This window comes from Fusicatenibacter sp. (assembly GCF_050872605.1).
GTDB lineage: Bacteria > Bacillota > Clostridia > Lachnospirales > Lachnospiraceae > Fusicatenibacter.
Genome location: NZ_JBNMHD010000018.1, coordinates 33688 through 55992, shown reverse-complemented (window position 1 = coordinate 55992; position 22305 = coordinate 33688). Strand labels below are relative to the sequence as shown.

General features: G+C 49.1%; 20 protein-coding genes. 16 read left to right on the top strand and 4 right to left on the bottom strand.

Annotated elements, in window-relative coordinates:
- The first annotated feature begins 419 nt into the window (after window positions 1-419).
- Both ACY2VT_RS07320 and uvrB read left to right on the top strand, forming a co-directional pair.
- Complete coding sequence (locus ACY2VT_RS07320) at window positions 420-761, top strand: nucleotidyltransferase domain-containing protein (RefSeq protein ID WP_441140551.1); 342 nt, start codon at window positions 420-422, stop codon at window positions 759-761.
- Window positions 762-1313: 552 nt separating this feature from the next.
- Complete coding sequence (gene uvrB / locus ACY2VT_RS07315) at window positions 1314-3296, top strand: excinuclease ABC subunit UvrB (protein WP_461879433.1); 1983 nt, start codon at window positions 1314-1316, stop codon at window positions 3294-3296.
- 209 nt (window positions 3297-3505) lie between these two features.
- Here uvrB and ACY2VT_RS07310 read toward each other — a convergent pair whose 3' ends face one another.
- Window positions 3506-3724, bottom strand: a complete 219-nt coding sequence (locus ACY2VT_RS07310) for a helix-turn-helix domain-containing protein (RefSeq protein WP_055218399.1) — start codon at window positions 3722-3724, stop codon at window positions 3506-3508.
- Between the two features lie 160 nt (window positions 3725-3884).
- Between ACY2VT_RS07310 and ACY2VT_RS07305 the strand changes: the two genes are divergently transcribed.
- Window positions 3885-4262 carry a hypothetical protein gene (locus ACY2VT_RS07305; RefSeq protein ID WP_461879430.1) on the top strand — a complete coding sequence of 126 codons (378 nt, stop codon included), beginning with the start codon at window positions 3885-3887 and terminating at the stop codon, window positions 4260-4262.
- Window positions 4263-4339: 77 nt separating this feature from the next.
- On the opposite strand, the gene ACY2VT_RS07300 is transcribed toward ACY2VT_RS07305, so the two are convergent.
- On the bottom strand, window positions 4340-4558 hold the full coding sequence (locus ACY2VT_RS07300) for a helix-turn-helix domain-containing protein (protein ID WP_055218403.1): 219 nt from the start codon (window positions 4556-4558) through the stop codon (window positions 4340-4342).
- A 285-nt stretch (window positions 4559-4843) separates the two neighbouring features.
- Between ACY2VT_RS07300 and hrcA the strand changes: the two genes are divergently transcribed.
- The 13 genes from hrcA (at window position 4844) to ACY2VT_RS07235 (ending at window position 20772) form a co-directional block, all read left to right on the top strand.
- On the top strand, window positions 4844-5902 hold the full coding sequence (gene hrcA, locus ACY2VT_RS07295; RefSeq protein WP_461875064.1) for a heat-inducible transcriptional repressor HrcA: 1059 nt from the start codon (window positions 4844-4846) through the stop codon (window positions 5900-5902).
- A gap of 49 nt (window positions 5903-5951) precedes the next feature.
- Window positions 5952-6563, top strand: a complete 612-nt coding sequence (gene grpE / locus ACY2VT_RS07290) for a nucleotide exchange factor GrpE (protein ID WP_461879432.1) — start codon at window positions 5952-5954, stop codon at window positions 6561-6563.
- A gap of 66 nt (window positions 6564-6629) precedes the next feature.
- Entirely contained in the window at window positions 6630-8504 is a 1875-nt protein-coding gene (gene dnaK, locus ACY2VT_RS07285) for a molecular chaperone DnaK (RefSeq protein ID WP_461875062.1), read from the top strand.
- A 225-nt stretch (window positions 8505-8729) separates the two neighbouring features.
- Complete coding sequence (gene dnaJ, locus ACY2VT_RS07280) at window positions 8730-9938, top strand: molecular chaperone DnaJ (protein ID WP_117761695.1); 1209 nt, start codon at window positions 8730-8732, stop codon at window positions 9936-9938.
- Window positions 9939-10105: 167 nt separating this feature from the next.
- Entirely contained in the window at window positions 10106-10882 is a 777-nt protein-coding gene (hisA, locus tag ACY2VT_RS07275; protein ID WP_461879429.1) for a phosphoribosylformimino-5-aminoimidazole carboxamide ribotide isomerase, read from the top strand.
- A gap of 219 nt (window positions 10883-11101) precedes the next feature.
- Window positions 11102-11629: a ribosome hibernation-promoting factor, HPF/YfiA family gene (gene hpf, locus ACY2VT_RS07270; RefSeq protein WP_055218411.1), complete on the top strand. Its 528-nt coding sequence runs from the start codon at window positions 11102-11104 to the stop codon at window positions 11627-11629.
- 189 nt (window positions 11630-11818) lie between these two features.
- The gene (secA, locus tag ACY2VT_RS07265; RefSeq protein WP_461879428.1) at window positions 11819-14389 is read left to right on the top strand and encodes a preprotein translocase subunit SecA; all 2571 of its coding nucleotides are present in this window, start codon (window positions 11819-11821) and stop codon (window positions 14387-14389) included.
- A 141-nt stretch (window positions 14390-14530) separates the two neighbouring features.
- Window positions 14531-15638 (top strand): peptide chain release factor 2 gene (gene prfB, locus ACY2VT_RS07260; protein ID WP_117509617.1). Its coding sequence is split into 2 segments (ribosomal slippage): window positions 14531-14581 and window positions 14583-15638, totalling 1107 coding nucleotides; the frame shifts between segments, so codons are not numbered across the junction.
- 97 nt (window positions 15639-15735) lie between these two features.
- Window positions 15736-16989, top strand: coding sequence for an SPFH domain-containing protein (locus ACY2VT_RS07255; RefSeq protein ID WP_461879427.1), 1254 nt, complete (start codon window positions 15736-15738; stop codon window positions 16987-16989).
- Window positions 16990-17047: 58 nt separating this feature from the next.
- Complete coding sequence (locus ACY2VT_RS07250; protein WP_461879426.1) at window positions 17048-18139, top strand: TFIIB-type zinc ribbon-containing protein; 1092 nt, start codon at window positions 17048-17050, stop codon at window positions 18137-18139.
- On the top strand, window positions 18136-18984 hold the full coding sequence (locus ACY2VT_RS07245) for a TPM domain-containing protein (protein ID WP_461879425.1): 849 nt from the start codon (window positions 18136-18138) through the stop codon (window positions 18982-18984). The genes ACY2VT_RS07250 and ACY2VT_RS07245 overlap by 4 nt, the downstream gene beginning before the upstream one ends.
- Before the next feature lie 93 nt (window positions 18985-19077).
- The gene (locus tag ACY2VT_RS07240) at window positions 19078-19524 is read left to right on the top strand and encodes an ACT domain-containing protein (RefSeq protein ID WP_022461318.1); all 447 of its coding nucleotides are present in this window, start codon (window positions 19078-19080) and stop codon (window positions 19522-19524) included.
- Between the two features lie 30 nt (window positions 19525-19554).
- Window positions 19555-20772 carry a homoserine dehydrogenase gene (locus ACY2VT_RS07235; protein WP_055228305.1) on the top strand — a complete coding sequence of 406 codons (1218 nt, stop codon included), beginning with the start codon at window positions 19555-19557 and terminating at the stop codon, window positions 20770-20772.
- Between the two features lie 89 nt (window positions 20773-20861).
- On the opposite strand, the gene ACY2VT_RS07230 is transcribed toward ACY2VT_RS07235, so the two are convergent.
- Together ACY2VT_RS07230 and ACY2VT_RS07225 are read right to left on the bottom strand one after the other, a co-directional pair.
- A complete protein-coding gene (locus tag ACY2VT_RS07230) occupies window positions 20862-21680 on the bottom strand; it encodes a DUF975 family protein (RefSeq protein WP_461879424.1) in 819 nt (272 codons plus the stop codon).
- A gap of 19 nt (window positions 21681-21699) precedes the next feature.
- Window positions 21700-22176 (bottom strand): DUF4190 domain-containing protein, encoded by a 477-nt coding sequence (locus ACY2VT_RS07225; protein WP_022461315.1) that lies wholly within the window; start codon window positions 22174-22176, stop codon window positions 21700-21702.
- Between the last annotated feature and the right edge of the window lie 129 nt (window positions 22177-22305).

The following is a 22305-nucleotide window of genomic DNA, read 5'->3' as shown; positions in this document are numbered from 1 at the left end:
ACCCGAAAATAATGCAAAAAAGGCAGTGCTGCAGAGCGCGAATTGCAAGGAACAGATTTGAAGGCGTACCGGGGTACGACGAAAATCTGTGACGCAGTAATTCACACTCTGCGGTGCTGAATTTTTTGCATTATTTTCGGGGATTGCTATAGTATCTTGATATTAATTTGCATACCATATATTGATTTGGAAAGGTAAAATAATACTATATAAAGCATAATAAACGATGCGTTAAAAGTAAATGGACATGATGGATTGGCTATAACGGTGAACAAAATTCGTCGAAGAAAGTAGTAAAATTGATACATGGAAAATACTGATTGAGAAACGAAGGTAAACTGGTTATAATAAAATCAAGAAGAAAGATTTGTGAATCGAGAAACTTATAGTATTATCAGCAGAAAATGAGGTGATGATGTATGCCAAAGATTATGCAGGATTTAATTAAACAGTATGTGGAAGAGGTCAAGAAGATTTATGGTTCCCATGTACGTCAGATAATCCTTTATGGTTCTTATGCAAGGGGTGACTTCCGTCCGGATTCTGATGTGGACATTATGATTCTGGTAGATATGTCAGATCTGGAATTAAAGGCATATGCACAACAGCTCTCGTACATGACCTATGACTTTAATATGGATTATGACACGGATATTAAGCCTATTGCAAAAAGTGAAGCACATTTTAACAAGTGGATTGTGAACTATCCCTTTTATTCCAATATTCATAAAGAAGGGGTAGTTTTGTATGGAGCAGCATAATCAGGAAATCGGTACTAGACGGGATCTGGTGTTATATTGTATGGAACAGCTTGAAAAACAAAAGGAAAATTGAAATGAACGAGGATGCCCCTCAGGGTTTGAAGCCCTGAGGGATATTTTTATGTAAAAGTATATTATTCTAATAAGCGCAACGGATGATCCCCATACCACAATGGAAATATTATAGCTGAGGAGATTCCGCCGGAATTGCTTTCTTATATGGAAGAAGTATTACCGGAAGAGAAGGAGCTGGATACGGAAATTGTTCTGGATACAATGATAAATGTAAATGAATTTTTGAAGAACTAATGTTCGCATCATATATACAATTTTAAATTTCCATGATATAATATCTCTTGCATTTGAGTGTTAATTCGTCCACGTTAGTTTTACTACTTTTTATCAGTCTATAAAATATCGGGTGGTGAACAGAATTCGTCGAGAGGCATATTCGGCTAAAATCAGAGAATGTGCTTCGACGAATTTCTGACTGATAGACGAACTTTTTTGATATAAAAACCAGGAGGTGCTTTTTTGCAGAATTCACAACAAATATTCAAATTACACTCCGAATACCAGCCTACAGGCGACCAGCCCCAGGCAATCGAAAAACTGGTCAAAGGCTTTCAAGAAGGCAATCAATGCGAGACTTTGCTGGGCGTTACAGGCTCCGGCAAGACCTTTACAATGGCAAATGTTATTGCACGGTTAAATAAACCAACATTGATCATAGCGCACAATAAAACACTTGCAGCGCAGCTGTACGGTGAGTTTAAGGAATTCTTCCCTGAGAACGCAGTAGAATATTTTGTCTCCTACTACGACTACTACCAGCCGGAGGCTTACGTGCCGTCTTCGGATACGTATATTGCGAAGGACTCTGCGCGGAACGATGAGATTGATAAGCTGCGGCTTTCCGCGACTTCTGCACTGAGTGAGCGGAACGATGTCATTGTGGTTTCCAGTGTTTCGTGTATCTATGGAATCGGAAGCCCGAAGGACTACATGGAGATGATTATTTCGCTCCGCCCGGGAATGGAAAAGGACCGGGACGATGTGATCCGGCAGCTGATTGATATTCAGTATGACCGGAACGATATGGATTTCCACCGCGGTACGTTCCGCGTGCGCGGGGATGTACTGGAGATTTTTCCGGCGGAGGAGACGGACAAGGCGGTGCGCGTCGAGTTCTTCGGGGATGAGATTGACCGCCTGGTGCAGATCGATACACTGACGGGAGAAATCTTATGTGAACTGAACCACATTGCAATCTTCCCGGCCTCCCACTACGTTGTGCCGATGGACACGATCCTGAAAGCAACGGGCGAGATTGAAAAGGATATGGAAGACCAGGTGAAGTTCTTTAAGCGCGAGGGAAAACTGATTGAGGCCCAGCGCATCGAGGAGCGGACCAATTTCGATATCGAGATGCTCAAAGAAACCGGCATCTGTTCCGGCATTGAAAACTATTCGCGCTATCTCTCCGGATTAAAGCCGGGCGAGCCGCCCTACACGCTGATGGACTACTTTGGAGATGATTTCCTCATCATCGTCGATGAGTCGCACAAAACCGTTCCGCAGATCCGCAGCATGTATGCCGGCGACCAGTCGCGGAAATCGACGCTGGTGGACTATGGATTCCGTCTGCCGTCCGCCAAGGACAACCGCCCGCTGAACTTCGGCGAGTTCGAGGACCGGATCGATCAGATCCTCTTCGTATCTGCCACGCCGGGCGACTACGAGGCAGACCACGAGCTGCTGCGCGCCGAGCAGATCATCCGCCCGACCGGCCTTCTCGACCCGGATGTCGAAGTGCGCCCGGTGGAGGGACAGATCGACGATCTGATTTCGGAAGTAAAGAAAGAAACCGCAAAACACAACAAAGTTCTCGTGACGACGCTGACGAAGCGTATGGCAGAGGATCTGACCGACTATATGAAAGAGGCCGGCATCCGCGTGCGCTACCTGCACTCCGATATCGACACCCTGGAACGGACCGAGATCATCCGTGATATGCGTCTCGATGTATTCGATGTGCTCGTCGGCATCAACCTTCTGCGTGAGGGTCTCGACATCCCGGAAATCACACTCGTGGCGATCCTGGATGCCGATAAAGAAGGTTTCCTGCGTTCCGAAACCTCCCTGATCCAGACCATCGGTCGTGCCGCACGAAACAGCGAGGGCCATGTTATCATGTACGCCGATGTGATGACCGATTCCATGCGCCTGGCCATCGACGAGACGAAGCGCCGCCGTGCCCTGCAGGAAGCCTACAACAAAGAACACGGCATCACTCCGACCACCATCAAAAAAGCCGTCCGCGATCTCATCAGCATTTCGAAAGAAGTGGCAAAGACAGAAGAAAAGATGGAAAAAGACCCGGAGTCCATGAGCCGCGAAGAACTGGAAAAACTGATCGGCCAGGTACAGAAACAGATGAAAGCCGCTGCCGCCGAACTCAATTTCGAAATGGCCGCCGAGCTGCGTGACAAAATGATCACACTGAAGAAGAGCCTGGATGACATGGAAGAATAAAAAATCAGAAATAAAAAAGAAGAAAAGAGCATGAAAAAAGCGTGCCGGAAAAGCGACAGAAAACTTTCCGGCACGCTTTTTTGCGTCCGATTTTGATTCCTTCTTGTTCAGAATTGACGCAAAATAAGAATACCATTATAATATAAAATACGACCAAACAGTCGTATCAAAACGCAAACACAAAAATAAAAAAGACAACAATAAAAAAATCAATCGCCGAATTTTCTCTTTTTACTGGAGACACCCAGCAGATAGTCGACCGAGCAGTCATAGAACCGTGCAAGCTGGATCACATAGTCGATCGGGATGTCGCGGATTCCTTTTTCGTAGCGGGAATAGACGTCGCGGTTGCATTCGAGCAGGGCAGAAATCTCTTTGATGGTGAGATCCTGATCGATCCGCATATCTTCAATTCTCTGGTATTTCATACGTTGTACCATCCTTTCAGATTCAAACCCATACTACCAAACGGTTGGATGGACAAAGTTAAATCAGATCATATGGTCGCAAATTGGAGAATGGGGCAGGAGAGAGAAATGGCGGGTGAAGACAGCCTGTGCAGAAAACAGAAAAATATGTACGGCAGAAATGGGGGAACGAATGGGAAAAGCAGAAAGAATAGAAATAGAAGATTTTGTCCAGAATATAGTGGAACGGATGGAGACGCCGGAAGCGTTTGAAAAAATGATCAGCCGGGAGGAAAGCTGTGAAGCGCAGGGGCAGGAGAACCGTCTGAGGGATGTGCTGAAGAAGGAATGGCCGGTGGACGAAAAGGGAGAGCGCATCTATCAGATCACTAATATATATGAAGAAAAAGCGGAAGAACTCCTCATTGTAGAACTGTATACCGGCATCCACCTGGAAAACGGAGTCCCGTGCGGGCATTTTACGCTGTATCTCTGCGGGGAGCCGGACGGATGGAAACTCAGCGAAACGCGGATGATGGAATATCTGCAGAATCTGTAAACGAAAAAGCAAAACAGGGAGGACAGGGAAAAGAAAAACTGTCCTCCTGCTTTTGCTGCGGCGGAGACACCGGAAAGTCAGGATCCATACGGTCGCTTCTCATCGCTGATGCCGACCAGATAATCCAGACTGACCTGATACAGCTCCGCCAGACGGATGGCAATGGAGATCGGCAGCTGCCGGACGCCTTTTTCATATCGGGTATACACATCGCGGTTGCAGCCGAGATAGTCGGCAACCTGGCGGATCGTCAGATCGTGGTCCGTGCGCAGATCCTCCAGTCTCTGATATTTCATGATTCATCACCTCTGAGAAAATGCTACTAAATGGTCGCATCGAAATGGCGGAATCCTACCATACGGCTATAGCGCCTTTGAAACAGCAGAATGCAATAAAAAAGAAAAGTCAGATTCCTTTTCAGAAAGAAAACGGTTTATACTTTTTTCACAATTTCTTCATAGAAAAACCGGGAAAAGGTGTTGACAAACAAAAGGCGGAGTGCTATCTTAAGAGCATAGATGTTAGCACTCCACTGAAACGAGTGCTAACAGGACTATACAACAGGAAGGAGCTTATCGTAAGTGGATACAGAATTGGATGAAAGAAAAAGAAAAATATTAAAAGCGATCATCCAGACGTATCTGGAAACGGGCGAGCCGGTCGGCTCAAGAACGATTTCCAAATACACGGATTTGAATTTAAGCTCCGCCACAATCCGGAATGAAATGTCCGATCTGGAAGAGATGGGTTACATCTTACAGCCCCACACTTCCGCAGGACGCATTCCTTCCGATAAAGGCTACCGCCTCTATGTAGATGAGCTGATGCGGGAAAAAGAACAGGAAGTTGCAGACATCAAAAACATGGTCATTGAAAAAACGGACCGCATGGAGAAAGTTCTGCAGCAGGTTGTCAAAGTCCTCGCTTCATCTACCAACTATGCAACGTTGATTACAGGACCGGAATATCACAGAAATAAAGTGAAATTCATCCAGCTCTCAAAAGTCAATGAAGAGCAGCTCCTGGCCGTCATCGTCGTAGAAGGCAACCTGGTGAAAAACCAGATGATCGACCTCGACGAGACCATCAACGATGAACAGATATTAAAGCTGAACCTGCTTCTGAACACACAGCTCAATGGTCTGACCATTGAAGAAATCAATCTTGGCATGATCAGGAAAATGAAAGAGCAGGCAGGCATCCACTCCGGCATCATCAGCAAAGTGGTCGATACCGTAGCGGAAGCCATCGCAGTCAGCGAAGAAGATGTGCCGGTGTACACCAGCGGCGCAACCAACATTTTCAAGTACCCTGAGCTTTCCGACAGCAGCAAAGCCAGCCAGCTGATCTCCACATTCGAGGAACGGCAGAAACTGGTCGATATGATCAAAGGAGCTGCCGAGGAGCAGGACGGAGAGGAAAATACCGGTATTCAGGTATACATCGGAAATGAATCTTCGATGGAACCCTTACGGGACTGCAGCGTGGTCACCACCACATACGATATGGGAAACGGTATGCGCGGAACAATCGGTATCGTGGGACCAAAGCGGATGGATTACGAAAATGTGGTAGATAACCTGAAAACATTAAAAGTTCAACTGGACGCCGTCTTCAAAAAGCCGGACACAGGTGAGTAGAAAGGTGGAATGATCCGTGAGCGAAGAAAATAGAAAGAAAGAGGAAACCATGGAAGAACCTACACGCGAGATGGAAAAAGAAACCGGAGCAGAGACCGATCTGCCGGAAACCGAACCGGCTGCGGAGCAGGAAGAAGCAAAGAGAGCAGCAGAGGCAAAAGAAGCGGAAGCTGCAGAAGAAACTGCTGAGGATGGCAAAGAACGAAAGTTCTTCAAAAAGAAAAAAGATAAAAAAGATGAGAAAATCGAAGAGTTGACTGACCGCCTGACCCGTCAGATGGCAGAGTTCGATAACTTCCGCAAACGCACCGAAAAAGAAAAAGCAAATATGTATGCCATTGGAGCAAAAGACATCATCGAGAAGATTCTTCCGGTTGTTGACAGCTTCGAGCGCGGACTTGCAACGGTGGAAAACCCGGAGGAAGATCCGTTCGCAGAAGGCATGAATAAAGTATACAAACAGTTTACCACAGCACTCGATGAACTCGGTGTAACCGTGATCGAGGCCGTTGGAAAGGAATTCGATCCGAACCTGCACAACGCGGTGATGCATGTGGAGGATGAGGAAGCCGGCGAGAACATCGTCGTAGAAGAATTCCTGAAGGGCTACATGTACAAAGGTTCCGTAGTCCGTCACAGTATGGTCAAGGTGGCTAACTAAGCCTTGAAGATAAATAAATAGAAATTAAACCATTTTTTAGCATAATTCATTGAGGAGGAAACAACAATGGGCAAAATTATTGGTATTGACTTAGGAACAACAAACAGCTGTGTAGCCGTTATGGAAGGTGGAAAACCAACCGTTATCGCAAACGCAGAAGGTGAAAGAACAACTCCATCTATCGTAGCATTCACAAAAACAGGTGACCGTCTGGTCGGCGAGCCGGCAAAACGTCAGGCTGTAACAAACGCAGACAGAACCATCCGTTCCATCAAACGTGAGATGGGTACTGATTATAAAGTAGACATCGAAGGAAAGAAATACTCTCCGCAGGAGATCTCCGCTATGATCCTTCAGAAACTGAAAGGTGATGCAGAGAACTACCTTGGTGAGAAAGTAACAGAAGCAGTTATCACAGTTCCGGCTTACTTCAATGACGCACAGCGTCAGGCAACCAAAGATGCCGGTAAAATCGCAGGTCTTGATGTAAAACGTATCATCAACGAGCCTACCGCAGCAGCTCTGGCATACGGACTGGATAACGAGAAAGAGCAGAAGATCATGGTATACGACCTTGGCGGCGGTACTTTCGATGTTTCCATCATCGAGATCGGTGACGGTGTTATCGAAGTTCTTTCCACAGCAGGAAACAACCGTCTGGGCGGCGATGACTTCGACCAGAAAGTAACAGATTACATCCTCGCTGAGTTCAAGAAACAGGAAGGCGTCGATCTTTCCAACGATAAGATGGCTCTGCAGAGAATCAGAGAAGCAGCAGAGAAAGCAAAGAAAGAGCTTTCCAGCGCAACCACAACCAATATCAACCTGCCATTCATCACAGCAACGGCAGATGGCCCGAAACATCTCGATATGAACCTGACAAAGGCTAAATTCGATGAGCTGACTCACGACCTGGTAGAGAAAACCGCAGAGCCGGTACAGAGAGCACTCTCTGATGCAGGCCTTCAGGCATCCGAGCTTTCCAAAGTCCTTCTGGTAGGCGGATCTACCCGTATCCCGGCTGTACAGGATAAAGTAAGACAGCTGACCGGACACGAGCCGAGCAAGAGCCTGAACCCGGATGAGTGCGTAGCACTTGGTGCTTCCGTACAGGGCGGTAAACTTGCAGGAGATGCCGGCGCAGGCGACATCCTTCTTCTGGATGTAACTCCGCTGTCTCTGTCCATCGAGACCATGGGAGGTATTGCAACTCGTCTGATCGAGCGTAACACCACAATCCCGACCAAGAAGAGCCAGATCTTCTCCACCGCAGCTGATAACCAGACAGCAGTAGATATCAATGTAGTACAGGGTGAGCGTCAGTTCGCGAAAGACAACAAATCCCTCGGCCAGTTCCGTCTGGATGGAATTCCGCCAGCAAGAAGAGGCGTTCCGCAGATCGAGGTTACCTTTGATATCGATGCCAACGGTATCGTAAATGTATCTGCAAAAGACCTGGGAACAGGAAAAGAGCAGCACATCACCATCACCGCAGGCTCTAACATGTCCGACAGCGAGATCGACAAAGCAGTCAAAGAAGCTGCTGAGTTCGAAGCTCAGGATAAGAAACGCAAAGAAGCAATCGACGCAAGAAACGATGCAGACTCTATGGTATTCCAGACCGAGAAAGCAATCGAGGAAGTCGGCGACAAGCTGGATGCAAACGATAAGACAGCAGTAGAAGCTGACCTGAACGCACTGAAAGACCTCATTGCAAAATGCAATCCGGAAGAGATGACAGATGCACAGGTAGCTGACCTGAAAGCAGCTCAGGAAAAACTGATGACAAGCGCTCAGAAACTGTTCGCAAAACTGTATGAGCAGCAGCAGGGCGGCGCAGCAGGTGCCGGAACAGCTGGTGCAGGCCCGGATATGGGAAATGCAGGAGCAGCAGGCGGCCATGACGACGACGTCGTAGATGCTGACTACAAAGAGGTTTAATTTTCGGCATGTCACACTCCGTGAAAATACCGACTGTGAGTTGAAACAATAAGTAAATAAACGCAAAAAGCCCTGTGAGGCGAATGTTTGCAGGGGACGGAAAACACATTCCGCCCCCTGTATTTATGCTGGTATTGCTTTCGGAAAAGTGCTATACTGGAGCGTGCGGAAAAACATTTCTGCAAAGATGAAATTTGTGGAACAGAAATGAAAAGGTGAACATAAATGGCAGAAAAAAGAGATTATTACGAGGTCCTCGGCGTAGACCGCGGAGCGGACGATGCAACATTAAAAAAAGCATACCGTAAACTGGCCAAGAAATACCATCCGGATATGAACCCGGGCGACAAAGAGGCCGAGGCAAAATTTAAAGAGGCGACAGAAGCCTATGGCGTGCTGAGTGATCCGGACAAACGGCGTCAGTACGATCAGTTTGGCCACGCTGCATTTGAAAACGGCGGTGGCGGCGCAGGAGCCGGCGGATTCGGCGGCTTCGACTTTGGCGGCGGAGATATGGGTGATATCTTCGGCGATATTTTCGGCGACCTGTTCGGTGGCGGCGGAAGCAGAAGAAGAGCAAACAATGGACCGATGAAGGGAGCAAACCTCCGCGCTGTTGTCCACATTACGTTTGAGGAAGCTGTTTTCGGATGCCAGAAAGAGCTCGAGATCAACCTGAAGGATACCTGTACAACGTGCCATGGAACCGGCGCAAAACCAGGAACTTCACCGGAGACATGTTCCAAGTGTAACGGAACCGGTCAGATTACGTACACGCAGCAGACCATGTTCGGCTCTGTGAGAAACGTGACGACCTGTCCGGACTGTAACGGAACCGGAAAGATCATTCGCGATAAATGTACCGCATGCCACGGCACAGGATACACATCCAGCAGAAAACGCATTCAGGTCAACATTCCGGCCGGAATCGACGATGGACAGAGTATCCGGATCCGTGAAAAAGGTGAGCCGGGTGTAAACGGCGGACCGAGAGGAGATCTGCTTGTCGAGGTTCAGGTAACCCGTCATCCGATCTTCCAGAGACAGGATATGAACATCTTCTCCACTGCACCGATTACGTTTGCCCAGGCAGCACTCGGCGGCGATGTGAAGATCAGCACCGTTGACGGAGACGTTCTCTACACTGTAAAACCGGGAACCCAGACCGATACGAAGATCCGTCTGAAGGGAAAAGGCGTTCCGTCCCTTCGCAACAGCAATGTGCGCGGTGATCACTACGTAACACTCGTAGTCCAGACTCCGACGAAACTGAATGAGAAAGCAAAAGAAGCCCTCCGCGCCTTCGATGAAGCCTGCGGAAACCGCCCGGCAGCAGAAGAAAAAGCAGCCGACGGCGAAACCGCAGAGCAGCCGAAGAAGAAAAAAGGCTTTATGGATAAAGTGAAAGAGGCCTTTGAGGACATCGATAAATAAAGAACGGCGGTAAGCCGGAAAAGAAAGAAGAATCTGTGGAAAAAGCAGGTTCTTCTTTCTTTTCTATGAAAGAACCATGAAAATTTGGTGAATTTATACACAGAATGGTCGGATTTTGATATAATGTGGAAAACTTAAGGGGAGAGAAAAGAAAGGAAACGGGGAAAATGAGATTTCGACCATGTATTGATATTCATAACGGAAAAGTAAAACAGATTGTCGGGGGATCGCTGAAGGATCAGGGAAATCAGGCGAGCGAGAATTTTGTCTCGGAGCAGGATGCGTCGTACTATGCGCAGCTGTATGGAGAGCAGGGCATTACGGGGGGCCATGTGATTCTGTTGAATAAGAAAGGCACCGAGTTTTATGAGGAGACCAAGCGGCAGGCTTTACTGGCACTCTCGACGTATCCGGGCGGACTGCAGGTCGGGGGCGGCATTGATGCGGAGAATGCGTGCGAGTTTCTGACAGCGGGGGCAAGCCATGTGATTGTGACTTCGTATGTGTTCCGCGACGGCCATGTGTTCTATGAAAATCTGGACAAGCTGGTGACGACGGTAGGAAAGCAGCGGCTGACACTGGATTTAAGCTGCCGGAAGCGGGACGGAAAATACTATATTGTGACGGACCGCTGGCAGAAGTTCACGGACGAAGAAGTGACGGAGGAACTGCTGCATCACCTGTCAGAATACTGTGATGAGTTCCTGATCCATGCCGTGGATGTCGAGGGAAAGGCTTCCGGCATTGAGACGGAGCTGGTGGAACTGCTTGCGAAGATGAAAGATTTTCCGGTGACGTACGCCGGCGGTGTGGGAAGCTTTGAAGACCTGGAGCTGCTCAAAAAACTGGGAAACAACCACGTCGATGTGACAATCGGCAGCGCACTGGATCTGTTCGGCGGCAAAATGAAGTTTGAAGACGTGCTGGCAGTATGCCGCCGGTAGTGGAAACGGACGTTCACCCGCGCCATTCGCAAAACCGCGCTTTCAGCGATCTCCGCTGCTGCGCAGCTCCTTTTTGTTCATAAGTAACAGAAAAAACTCTAAAATATTCATGAATTTTCTAAATACTATTGCAAATAGAGACAACTATTGCTATAATTAGAGTTACTTACAGGGGAAGTGAAAAACCTGTAAAATTTGAAAGCAAAGGGGTTGGGCATAATGAAAATTACCATCAGCGGAAAAAATATTGACGTGACAGAGGGATTAAAAGCCGCGGTCAATGAAAAACTTGGCAAACTGGAGAAATATTTTACGCCTGACACAAATGTCATTGTAACCTTAAGTGTAGAGAAAGAAAGACAGAAAATTGAGGTTACCATTCCGGTAAAAGGAAACATCATCCGTTCCGAGCAGGTAAGCAACGATATGTACGTATCCATCGATCTGGTCGAGGAAGTCATCGAACGCCAGCTTCGCAAATACAAAAACAAAATTGCCGACAAACAGCAGGAAGCAGGAAACTTCCAGAAAGAATATCTGGAGCATGACTATCTGGAGGACGAAGATATCCAGATCATCCGTACCAAAAAATTCGGCATGAAACCAATGTATCCGGAAGATGCCTGCGTACAGATGGAACTTCTTGGACACACCTTCTTCGTATTCCGCAATGCAGAGACCGACGAAGTAAACGTTGTTTACAAGAGAAAGAACAACACCTACGGTCTGATCGAGCCGGAGTGCTAAAAGTAAATAAAGAGTGAACAGTCACCCTGTTTCCAGCTTGGAAAAGCTGCGAAACAGGGTGATTTTTTCGCATCCCGGCCGGGCGGGGAAATGTTTACGAAAAATTCATTGTTATCTTGTGCCAGAAGTGGTAGAATAATACCATATGTTAATATGGCAATTAATAGAGAAAGCAGGAGCAAACATTCTATGAAATTCACAGAAAAACTTTTTGGTACGCACAGTGAGCGCGAGCTGAAACGAATCTATCCAATCGTAGACAAAATCGAAGCTCTCCGCCCGACCATGCAGGCGCTGACCGATGAAGAGCTGCGTGCCAAGACAAAGGAATATAAAGACCGCTACAACGGAGGCGAATCCCTGGATTCCATTCTCCCGGAAGCATTCGCAACCGTCCGCGAGGCAGCAAAACGTTCCCTCGGTATGGAGCACCACCGCGTACAGCTGATCGGTGGTATTATCCTCCATCAGGGACGTATCGCCGAGATGAAAACCGGTGAAGGAAAAACACTTGTTTCCACACTTCCGGCTTACTTAAACGCGCTGACCGGACGCGGTGTCCACATCGTTACCGTCAACGACTACCTGGCAAACCGAGATGCTGAGTGGATGGGCAAAGTTCACAGATTTCTCGGCCTGACCGTCGGTGTTGTCTTAAACGATATGAAGAACGATGAGCGCCGCCAGCAGTACGCATGCGACATCACCTACATCACCAACAACGAACTTGGTTTCGATTACCTGCGTGACAACATGGTCATCTACAAAGAGCAGCTCGTACAGAGAGAGCTTGCTTACTGCATCATCGACGAGGTTGACTCCGTCCTGATCGACGAGGCAAGAACACCTCTTATCATTTCCGGACAGAGCAGCAAATCCACGAAGCTGTACGAGACCGCGGATATTCTGGCACACCAGATGCAGCGCGGTGAGGCAAGCGGTGAGATGACCAAGATGACCGCCATCATGGGCGAGGAGATCGAGGAGACCGGAGACTTCATCGTCAACGAGAAGGACAAATTTGTTACCCTGACCGATGACGGTGTGAAGAAAGTCGAGAACTTCTTCCATATCGAGAACCTTTCCGATCCGGAAAACCTGGAGATCCAGCACAATGTGATCCTGGCGCTGCGTGCCAACTATCTGATGCACCGCGACAAGGACTATGTAGTCAAAGATGACGAGGTTCTGATCGTCGATGAGTTCACCGGACGTATCATGCCGGGCCGCCGCTATTCCGATGGTCTGCATCAGGCAATCGAGGCAAAAGAGCACGTAAAAGTAAGAAGGGAGAGTAAGACTCTGGCAACGATCACGTTCCAGAACTTCTTTAACAAATACGAGAAAAAAGCCGGCATGACCGGTACTGCCCTCACCGAGGAGCAGGAGTTCCGTGATATCTACGGTATGGACGTTATCGAGATCCCGACCAACCGTCCGGTCATCCGTGTGGATATGGACGATGCCGTATACATGACGAAAAAAGAGAAATTCCACGCAGTCGTAGAGGAAGTCAAAGAGGCACATGCCGTGAACCAGCCGGTTCTGGTCGGCACCATCACCATCGAGACTTCCGAACTGCTCAGTAAAATGCTGCGCCGTGAGGGAATTCCGCATCAGGTTCTGAATGCAAAATTCCATGAACTTGAGGCCGAAATCGTGGCTCATGCCGGAGAGGCAGGAGCTGTTACGATCGCAACCAACATGGCCGGCCGTGGTACCGATATCAAGCTGGATGATGTGGCAAAGGCAGCCGGCGGCTTAAAGATTATCGGTACCGAGCGTCATGAGTCCCGCCGTATCGATAATCAGCTCCGCGGTCGTTCCGGCCGTCAGGGAGATCCGGGTGAGTCCCGTTTCTACATCTCCCTGGAGGATGATCTGATGCGACTCTTTGGTTCCGAGAAGCTGATGGGTATTTTCAAATCCCTTGGTGTACCGGAAAATGAGCAGATCGAGCACAAGATGCTTTCTTCTGCAATCGAAAAGGCGCAGAAGAAGATCGAGGGCAACAACTACGGAATCCGTAAAAACCTTCTTGACTACGACCAGGTCAACAACGAGCAGCGAGAAATTATTTATAAAGAGAGACGCCGCGTGCTGGACGGCGAGAGCATGAGAGATACCATCTTCAAGATGATCGCCGATACCATCGACAATATCGTAGATCTCTGCATCGGCGAGAATACCGAGCAGTCCGAATGGGATCTGACGGAACTGAATGAGATGCTGCTTTCCGTCATACCGGTGAAGGCAGTGACAAAAGAGCGCGTAGAGAAGCTGTCAAAAAATGAACTGAAGCAGAAGTTAAAAGAGGAAGCTGTCAAGCTCTATGAGGAAAAAGAAGCAGAATTCCCGGAGGAGGAGCAGATTCGTGAGCTTGAGCGTGTCGTTCTCCTGAAAGTAATCGACCAGAAGTGGATGGATCATATCGATGATATGGATCAGCTCCGCGAGGGTATCGGCTTGCAGGCATACGGTCAGAGAGACCCGAAGGTTGAGTACAAGATGGCAGCTTACGACATGTTTAACGAAATGCTCGAGTCCATCCAGCAGGATACCGTCCGTCTCCTGTTCCATGTACGTGTTGAGCAGAAAGTAGAACGTGAGCAGGTGGCAAAAGTGACCGGAACCAACAAAGACGAGTCCGGCCCGAGAAAACCGGTACAGCGCGCAGAGCGTAAGATCTATCCAAACGATCCATGCCCGTGCGGAAGCGGCAAGAAGTACAAACAGTGCTGCGGAAGAAAACCGGTTTGATAAAAGCAGAACAGCAGTGAGACGGATGAGCACGATCCGTTTGACAAAGCACGCAGCTTCCCTACCAGAAGCTGCGTGTCATACAAAATATAAAACAGAAAGCAGGTGAAGCTTGTGGTAGTTGAATTAGACCAGTTCAAAATGGAACTTGGCACATACGATAAACCATTAGTGGAAGTGAGGGATTCACTTTGACCTCGCTAACAAAGAGCAGAGGATCGAAGAATTAGAGCGTAAAATGGAGGAACCCAATTTCTGGGACAATCCGGAAGAAGCGCAGGAGCAGATGAAACAGCTGAGCAGCATGAAAGAGGACAGAGATACGTATCAGAAACTGGTATCCGCCAAAGAAGATATGGAAACTCTGATCGAGATGGGACAGGAGGAGGATGACGATTCCGTTGTTCCGGAAATCGCGGAAATGATGGAAGAGTTCAAGGCATCCTTCGATGCCATCCGCATCAAAACCCTGCTGTCCGGCGAATTTGACAAGGACAATGCGATCATCAAACTGAACGCAGGTGCAGGCGGAACCGAGGCGTGCGACTGGTGCGGCATGCTGTACCGTATGTACACCAGATGGGCAGAACGCAAAGGCTTTACGATCGAGGAACTCGACTTCCTGGACGGTGATGAGGCCGGTGTGAAGTCCGTGACATTCCAGGTCAACGGCGAAAACGCTTACGGTTATCTGAAATCCGAAAAAGGCGTTCACCGTCTCGTCCGTATTTCTCCGTTCAACGCGGCAGGAAAACGCCAGACATCGTTCGTATCGTGCGATGTTATGCCGGATATCGACAAAGAGATCGATGTTGAGGTTCGTGATGAGGATATCCGTATCGATACGTACCGTTCCAGCGGTGCCGGCGGACAGCACATCAATAAGACGTCATCGGCGATCCGAATCACGCATATGCCGACCGGCATCGTGGTTACATGCCAGAATGAGCGTTCCCAGTTCCAGAATAAGGACAAGGCAATGCAGATGCTGAAAGCAAAACTGTATATGCTGAAACTCCAGGAGCAGGCAGACAAGCTGAGTGACATCCGCGGCGAAGTAACCGAGATCGGCTGGGGCAACCAGATCCGTTCTTACGTTATGCAGCCATACACCATGGTCAAAGACCACCGTACCAACGCAGAGACCGGAAATGTCGATGCAGTTATGGATGGCGGAATCGACCTGTTTATCAACGCATATCTGAAGTGGATTGCACTCGGAACCGGAGCGAAAGAGGAAGAAGCATAATTCGGCTGTGGGCAGAGCACAGTGACAAGTAAAATAAGGAGCATTTTCACCAATGGGGACGGAAATGCTCCTTTCATGTTTACAGGAGGTAAAACATATGGGTATTATCAGAGCAGCAGTCAACGCAGTGCACGGCGGTCTCGCCGATCAGTGGCTGGAGACCGTGGAGCCGTATGAGATGGGGGAGCATACGGTATTTACAGAAGGAATTCTGGTCAGAAAAGGCCAGAACAGAAAGGGAAGCCAGACGATTTCCAACGGATCGGTGATCCATGTCTATGACAATCAGTTCATGATGCTGGTGGACGGCGGAAGGATTATTGATTACACCGCAGAGCCGGGCTACTTTACCGTAGACCAGTCATCGTCTCCGTCGATGTTCAGCGGATCGCTTGACGCAGCCGTAAAAGATACGTTTGAGCGCCTGAAATTCGGCGGCCAGACCCCGCATGAGCAGAGAGTTTTCTATATTAATCTGCAGGAAATCAAGGGAATCAAATTCGGAACGAGAAATCCGGTCAACTATTTCGACCAGTTCTACAATGCCGAGCTGTTCCTTCGGGCACACGGTTCCTATTCCATCCGCATCGTCGATCCGCTCCGCTTCTACGCAGAGGCTGTGCCGAGAAACGCATCCCGCGTGGAGATCGAGGATATCAACGAGCAGTATATGAACGAATTTTTAGAGGGCCTGCAGTCCTCGATCAATCAGATGGCAGCCGACGGCATCCGCATTTCGTTCGCAGCATCCAAGAGCGCAGAGCTGTCCCGCTACATGGCAGATGCGATGGATGAGAGCTGGCGGGCAATGCGCGGCATGGAGATCCAGTCCGTGGCAATCGCAAGCCTTTCCTACGATGAAGCCTCCCAGAAACTGATCCAGATGCGCAACGAAGGTGCGATGATGTCTGATCCATCGATCCGTGAGGGCTATGTACAGGGAGCGATGGCACGCGGTATGGAGAAAGCAGCAGCCAACCCAAACGGAGCCATGAACGGCTTTATGGGTGTTCAGATGGGCATGAATGCCTTCGGTTCCTCGTTTGCATCGGCGTCCGCTTCGAATCAGCAGCAGATGCAGCAGCAGGCGGCAGCCAAGGCACAGCAGGAAGCTGCAAAAGGAGTATGGAAATGCGCATGCGGAACGGAGAACACCGGCAATTTCTGCTCAAACTGCGGAAGTGCAAAGCCGATGGTGTGGATCTGCGGCAAGTGCGGAACCGAGAACAGCGGTAAATTCTGTTCGAACTGCGGCAGCCCGAAACCGGAAGCGGCAGGAAAATGGGTCTGCGCATGTGGAACTGAGAATACCGGCAATTTCTGCTCGAACTGCGGAAAACCAAGACAGTAAAAGAAAAAACAGATAACCATCCAATACAACAGCGGCTCCGGGGAAGGAGGGATAGAATATGGAGGTTATTACATACAAATGCCCGAACTGCGGAGGCGATCTGACCTTCGATCCGGCAAGCGGAAAGTATAAATGCGAGTACTGCCTGTCCTCGTTTACACAGGAAGAAGCCGAAAAGGCGAACCCGAAAGCAGCGGAAGCGCTGAACGGGGAGGACGATGCTGCCGGTGCACAGAAGGAAAGCAGTACGGAGGAAACAAAAGGGGAAACAGAGCAGGGCGAAGCAGTTGTCTACACCTGCCCGAACTGCGGCGCCGAGATTGTGACCGATGCGACGACGGCAGCGACATACTGTTTCTACTGCCACAACCCGGTGGTGCTTTCCGGCCGGCTCTCGGGAGAATATATGCCGGATTTCGTGCTGCCGTTTAAGATCAGCAAGGAGCAGGCAATCGAGAAATTTTTGTCATTTGCGCGGAAGAAACGCTTTATTCCGAAGGACTTTTTCGAGAAAAACCAGGTACAGAAGATGACGGGTGTCTATTTCCCGTACTGGATTTACGGCGGAGAATTTGAGACGGATTACATGGCACGCGGCCGGAAGGTGAGAGTCTGGCAGACCGGTGATGTGGAGTACAAAGAGACCAGCATTTACGATGTCCGCCGGGAGGGCGAGGTCCGCGTGGACGGTCTGTCGCGCAATGCACTGAACAAGGCCGACCGCGATCTGATCGAATGCGTGCAGCCCTATCGTCTGGAGGAGATGCAGCCGTTTTCCATGGGCTATCTTTCCGGATTTCAGGCGGAAAAACGTGATATCGAACAGGCGCAGATCGCACCGGAACTGAAAAAAGAACTGGAACAAATGGCGCGCGGCGCAATGCGGAACGAGGCGAACGAGTATCTCTCCCTCGAGCAGGAGAAAATGAAGCTTTCTCCAAAGCGGGAGGACTGGCGTTACGTACTGTTTCCGGTCTGGACACTGACGTATCCGGGAAAAGACGGAAAGGTTTATTACTACGCGATGAACGGCCAGACCGGCACGATCAACGGTGATTTTCCGTTTGAGCGGAAAAAAGCGCTGCTGACGTCGGTTGTGAGTACACTTTTCGTACTGATCTTTATGCTGGTGGGAGGGTATTTCTCATGAGAAGAATGAAAAAAGCGAGACAATATCTGCTCGGCATTTTTGCAGCCCTTCTGCTGTGCGGGATTTTTTCTGTGAATACCGTAAAAGCGGACACCCAGTATGTCTACGACAACGCATCGCTTCTTTCGGATGAGGAGGAGCAGGATCTCGAGCGGTCCTGTGCGGAGTTTGAGAGTAATACGGACACTCATATGGTGATCCTGACCGAGTACAGCAGCGGCTCCGAGGACTGCCAGGCGATTGCGGATGATTTCTATGATAAAAAGTATCCGAAGGAGCCGAACGGCGTCTGCTTCCTCATCGACATGGGACAGCGCCAGATTGTGATTTCAACGTCGGGCATTATGCAGTATTATGTGTCGGACGCGGAAATCGATGACATTCTGCAGGCAGCGCAGAGCTATGCAAAAGAGGGCGACTATGCGGGGACGTTTGCAAAAATGATTACGATGACGCAGGAGTGCTTCGAACGCGGTGTTTCCGAGGCGGACTATCTGATTACAGAAGACGGCTCGATCATTCATTACCGTAAAATTAACAGTACCGAGGCAATGATTGCTGTCCTTTTAGCTGCTGTGACAGGATTTGGTGTTTATTTTGGAATCAGGAAGAGCTACAGACGAAAGAAAAACCGCGGTGCAAAGGGCTATGCGGATCTGAAACGTGTAAAAATCCGGGACAGAAGGGATGCACTGATTGACCGCCATGTGTCGATGCACAAGATCCCGAGGGACGATGGAAACCACGGAGGCGGCGGTTCCGGCGGCGGAGGAGGCGGTGGCGGAAGCCACGTTCACACATCCTCCAGCGGAAACAGCCATGGCGGCGGAAGTATCGGATTCTAAAAAATCCCTTGCGTTCTGTGTCGGAATATGGTACGATCTTTCCTGTGAAAACAAATGTATTTCCTGGAAAGAATGTAAAGATAGAGGATTGCCATGAGAGAAGAGAAAACAAAGTATTATGTTATTAAAGAAAAAGCGGTTCCCGAGGTCCTTTTGAAGGTCATCGAGGCCAAGCGGCTGATGGATATGCAGGAGCTTACCGTGCAGCAGGCAACGGAAAAAGCAGGAATCAGCAGGAGCTCTTTCTATAAATACAAAGATGATATTCTTCCTTTTCATGACAATGCAAAAGGAAAAACGATTACGTTTATTCTGCAGATGGACGATGAGCCGGGACTGCTTTCCGATGTGCTGAAGATTATCGCCGAGTTTCACGGAAACATTCTGACCATTCATCAGACGATTCCGTTAAACGGCGTGGCGTCACTGACGATCAGTGTGGATATCGCGGAAGACCGGGGAGACGCCTCGGAGATGATCAACGAGATTGAGTCCAGACAGGGAGTTCATTATTTTAAAATCTTAGGACAGGAGTCCTGAAAAAGAAAAAGCAAGAGAGGAACAAAAGAGATGATTCAGATTGCAGTATTAGGATATGGCACCGTTGGTTCCGGCGTGGTAGAAGTCATCAACACGAACCATGACAGCATCAACAAGAGAGCAGAGAACGAGATTAATATCAAATACGTTCTGGATTTAAGAGATTTCCCGGGAGATCCAGTAGAAAAAGTGCTGGTACACGATTACGAAGTGATCGCAAACGATCCGGAGGTTGATATTGTTGTCGAGGTCATGGGCGGCGTTGAGCCGGCTTACACCTTCACAAAACGTGCGCTGGAGGCTGGAAAGAGCGTCTGCACATCCAACAAAGAGCTGGTGGCAAGACACGGTACCGAGCTTCTTGCAATTGCAAAAGAGCACGGCGCAAACTATCTGTTTGAGGCAAGCTGCGGCGGCGGTATCCCGATCATCCGTCCGTTAAACTCCTCCCTGACTGCAGATGAGATCGATGAAGTAACTGGTATCTTAAATGGTACCACGAACTATATCTTAAGCAAAATGGCAAGCGACGGTTCCGATTTCGCGGATGTATTAAAAGAGGCACAGCGCCTCGGATACGCAGAGCGCAACCCGGAAGCAGATGTAGAAGGCTACGATGCGTGCCGTAAAATTGCGATTCTTTCTTCTCTTGCTTATGGAAAAGAAGTCAATTACGAAGAGGTTTACACCGAGGGAATCACAAAGATCACCGCAGAGGATATCAAATATGCGACCTCGATGGGAACCGCAATCAAACTGCTCGCAACAAGCCGTAAGGTGGGTGATCAGTATTACGCCATGGTAAGCCCGGTGATGATTGACGCGAAGAACCCGCTGTACAGCGTAAACGGTGTATTCAACGCCATCTTCATCCACGGAAATGTACTGGGTGATGCCATGTTCTACGGAAGCGGAGCAGGAAAACTCCCGACCGCAAGTGCCGTTGTTGCCGATGTTGTAGACTGCGCAAAGAACAAAGGCAGAAACATCATGATGAGCTGGAGCGAGGAGAAACTGAACCTGCTGCAGATCGACGATGTGAAGAGCCGCTTCTTCGTCCGCGTATCCGGCCACGCCGCAGAGCGCCAGAGTGAGATCGAGGAGCTGTTCGGGAAAGTAGAAATCGTAGCAGTTCCAAGTCTGTCCGAGGAGTTCGCATTCATCACAGGCGAAATCACAGAGCAGGAGTACAGAGAAAAAGCAGAGAAACTCGACGGAATCCAGAGCAGAATCCGCGCGAGAATTTAAGATCTCGAAATAGACATAACTAAAAAGACGTTTCACAGCCGTAAAACAAGGGGTGTGAAACGTCTTTTTAATTATCTTAAGATTTATTTTTAAAGATCTGTGCCGGATCCAAAGGAATCCGTATCATATCCCACCGGTTCCGATGCCGGATACAGGATATCTTTCCGTTCCTGATAGAACGCAGCCATCGTGATCTGCATATACGGCATCACCCATAAGAAGCCGATGGCGCAGGAGCAGGATGCAAGGATCTCAAGTCCTAAAAAGCTGAGGAGAAGCAGAATGTAGCGGAAAAAGTTCTTCATCATCATCGCAAAGCTCTGGCGAATTGCCTGGATCGGGCCGATGCCGGGAGCGTCGTTCATCACGAAGGTGGAAAGGGAAAACGGAACCAGCACCAGCGTGGAAACGAGAGAGCCGATCAGCTTATAAACGTAAACATTCATGAGCGAAGAAAGCTCGGCCTCGATGGAAAGGGCTGTTCCAAGCGTCAGGTCAGCACTCGGGGAGGAAAGATACTGGAAGCCCGGAATGCTGGAAATCAGGGCGATCACGGAGCTGATGCCGTTGATGATAAGGAACATCAGCACGTACTGGTCCGGGTGGTGATAGAAAGCGTAGAGCATATCACCGACGGAAATCGGTTCCCCGCGCAGCGTCGAGAGGCAGATTTTTAAGTAGCCTGCCTGGAAGAGGCTGAGGAGCAGGGAAAACAGGAACAGCGTCAGATTCAGGAAAATGATGTCGTACAGCGTTGTGCCTGAAAAAATCAGCGTCGGGATGAGGGAGCAGGAGAAGGTGAGAAACAGGTTGATCGCGGTTGCGCCCACCAGCGTGCCGCATCGGCCTGCCATGGCCTCACGGGCCTGCTTTTTCAGTTCTGAAAATTTCTGTTTTTGTCCGTTCATGAAAAATCCTTTCTGGTACCTAGATGGTATTTCCGTCGGTGGTTGTTCCGTTATCCGGTGTCATCTGGTATTCCTGCATGTACTGATTGTAATACCGCTCGAGCAGGTTGGTGCTGCCGCCGCTGACCATGTTGAAAAGCAGGAAAGCATACATGCAGATACCGACAATTATGCCGATGGTACAGCCCGCCAGACCGGCTTTTGCCGTGCCGCTCATGCGTCCTGCGCCGCGGCTTAAAAGGGCGAAGATCACGCCGAGCGAGCCGAAAAACAGGGAGCCCATGTTGAGCATGAACAAAAAGGAGCAGATCGCCATGACCATCGAAGCGGCCGCAAGGGCCTGCGAACCCGTCCTGCGCGGCGGCTGTACAGGAGGCTGCTGCTGGTAATGCTGATACGGTCCGGGACGCTGGCCCTCAGGCACGCCGTACGGATGGGAGGACTGATAGGAATCGCCGGACTCATTGGTGTTTGGATCGTAATTTTCTGGTGTCATAAAATGTCCTTTCTTCTGCAAAAAAGCGCGGTTTCACACGCAGTCTGTCAAAAAAGCTATAGTAAAGATTTTATCATGTAAGGTTGACAAAAACAAGACCTATTGATAAGGTAATAGAGTGGCTGTTCC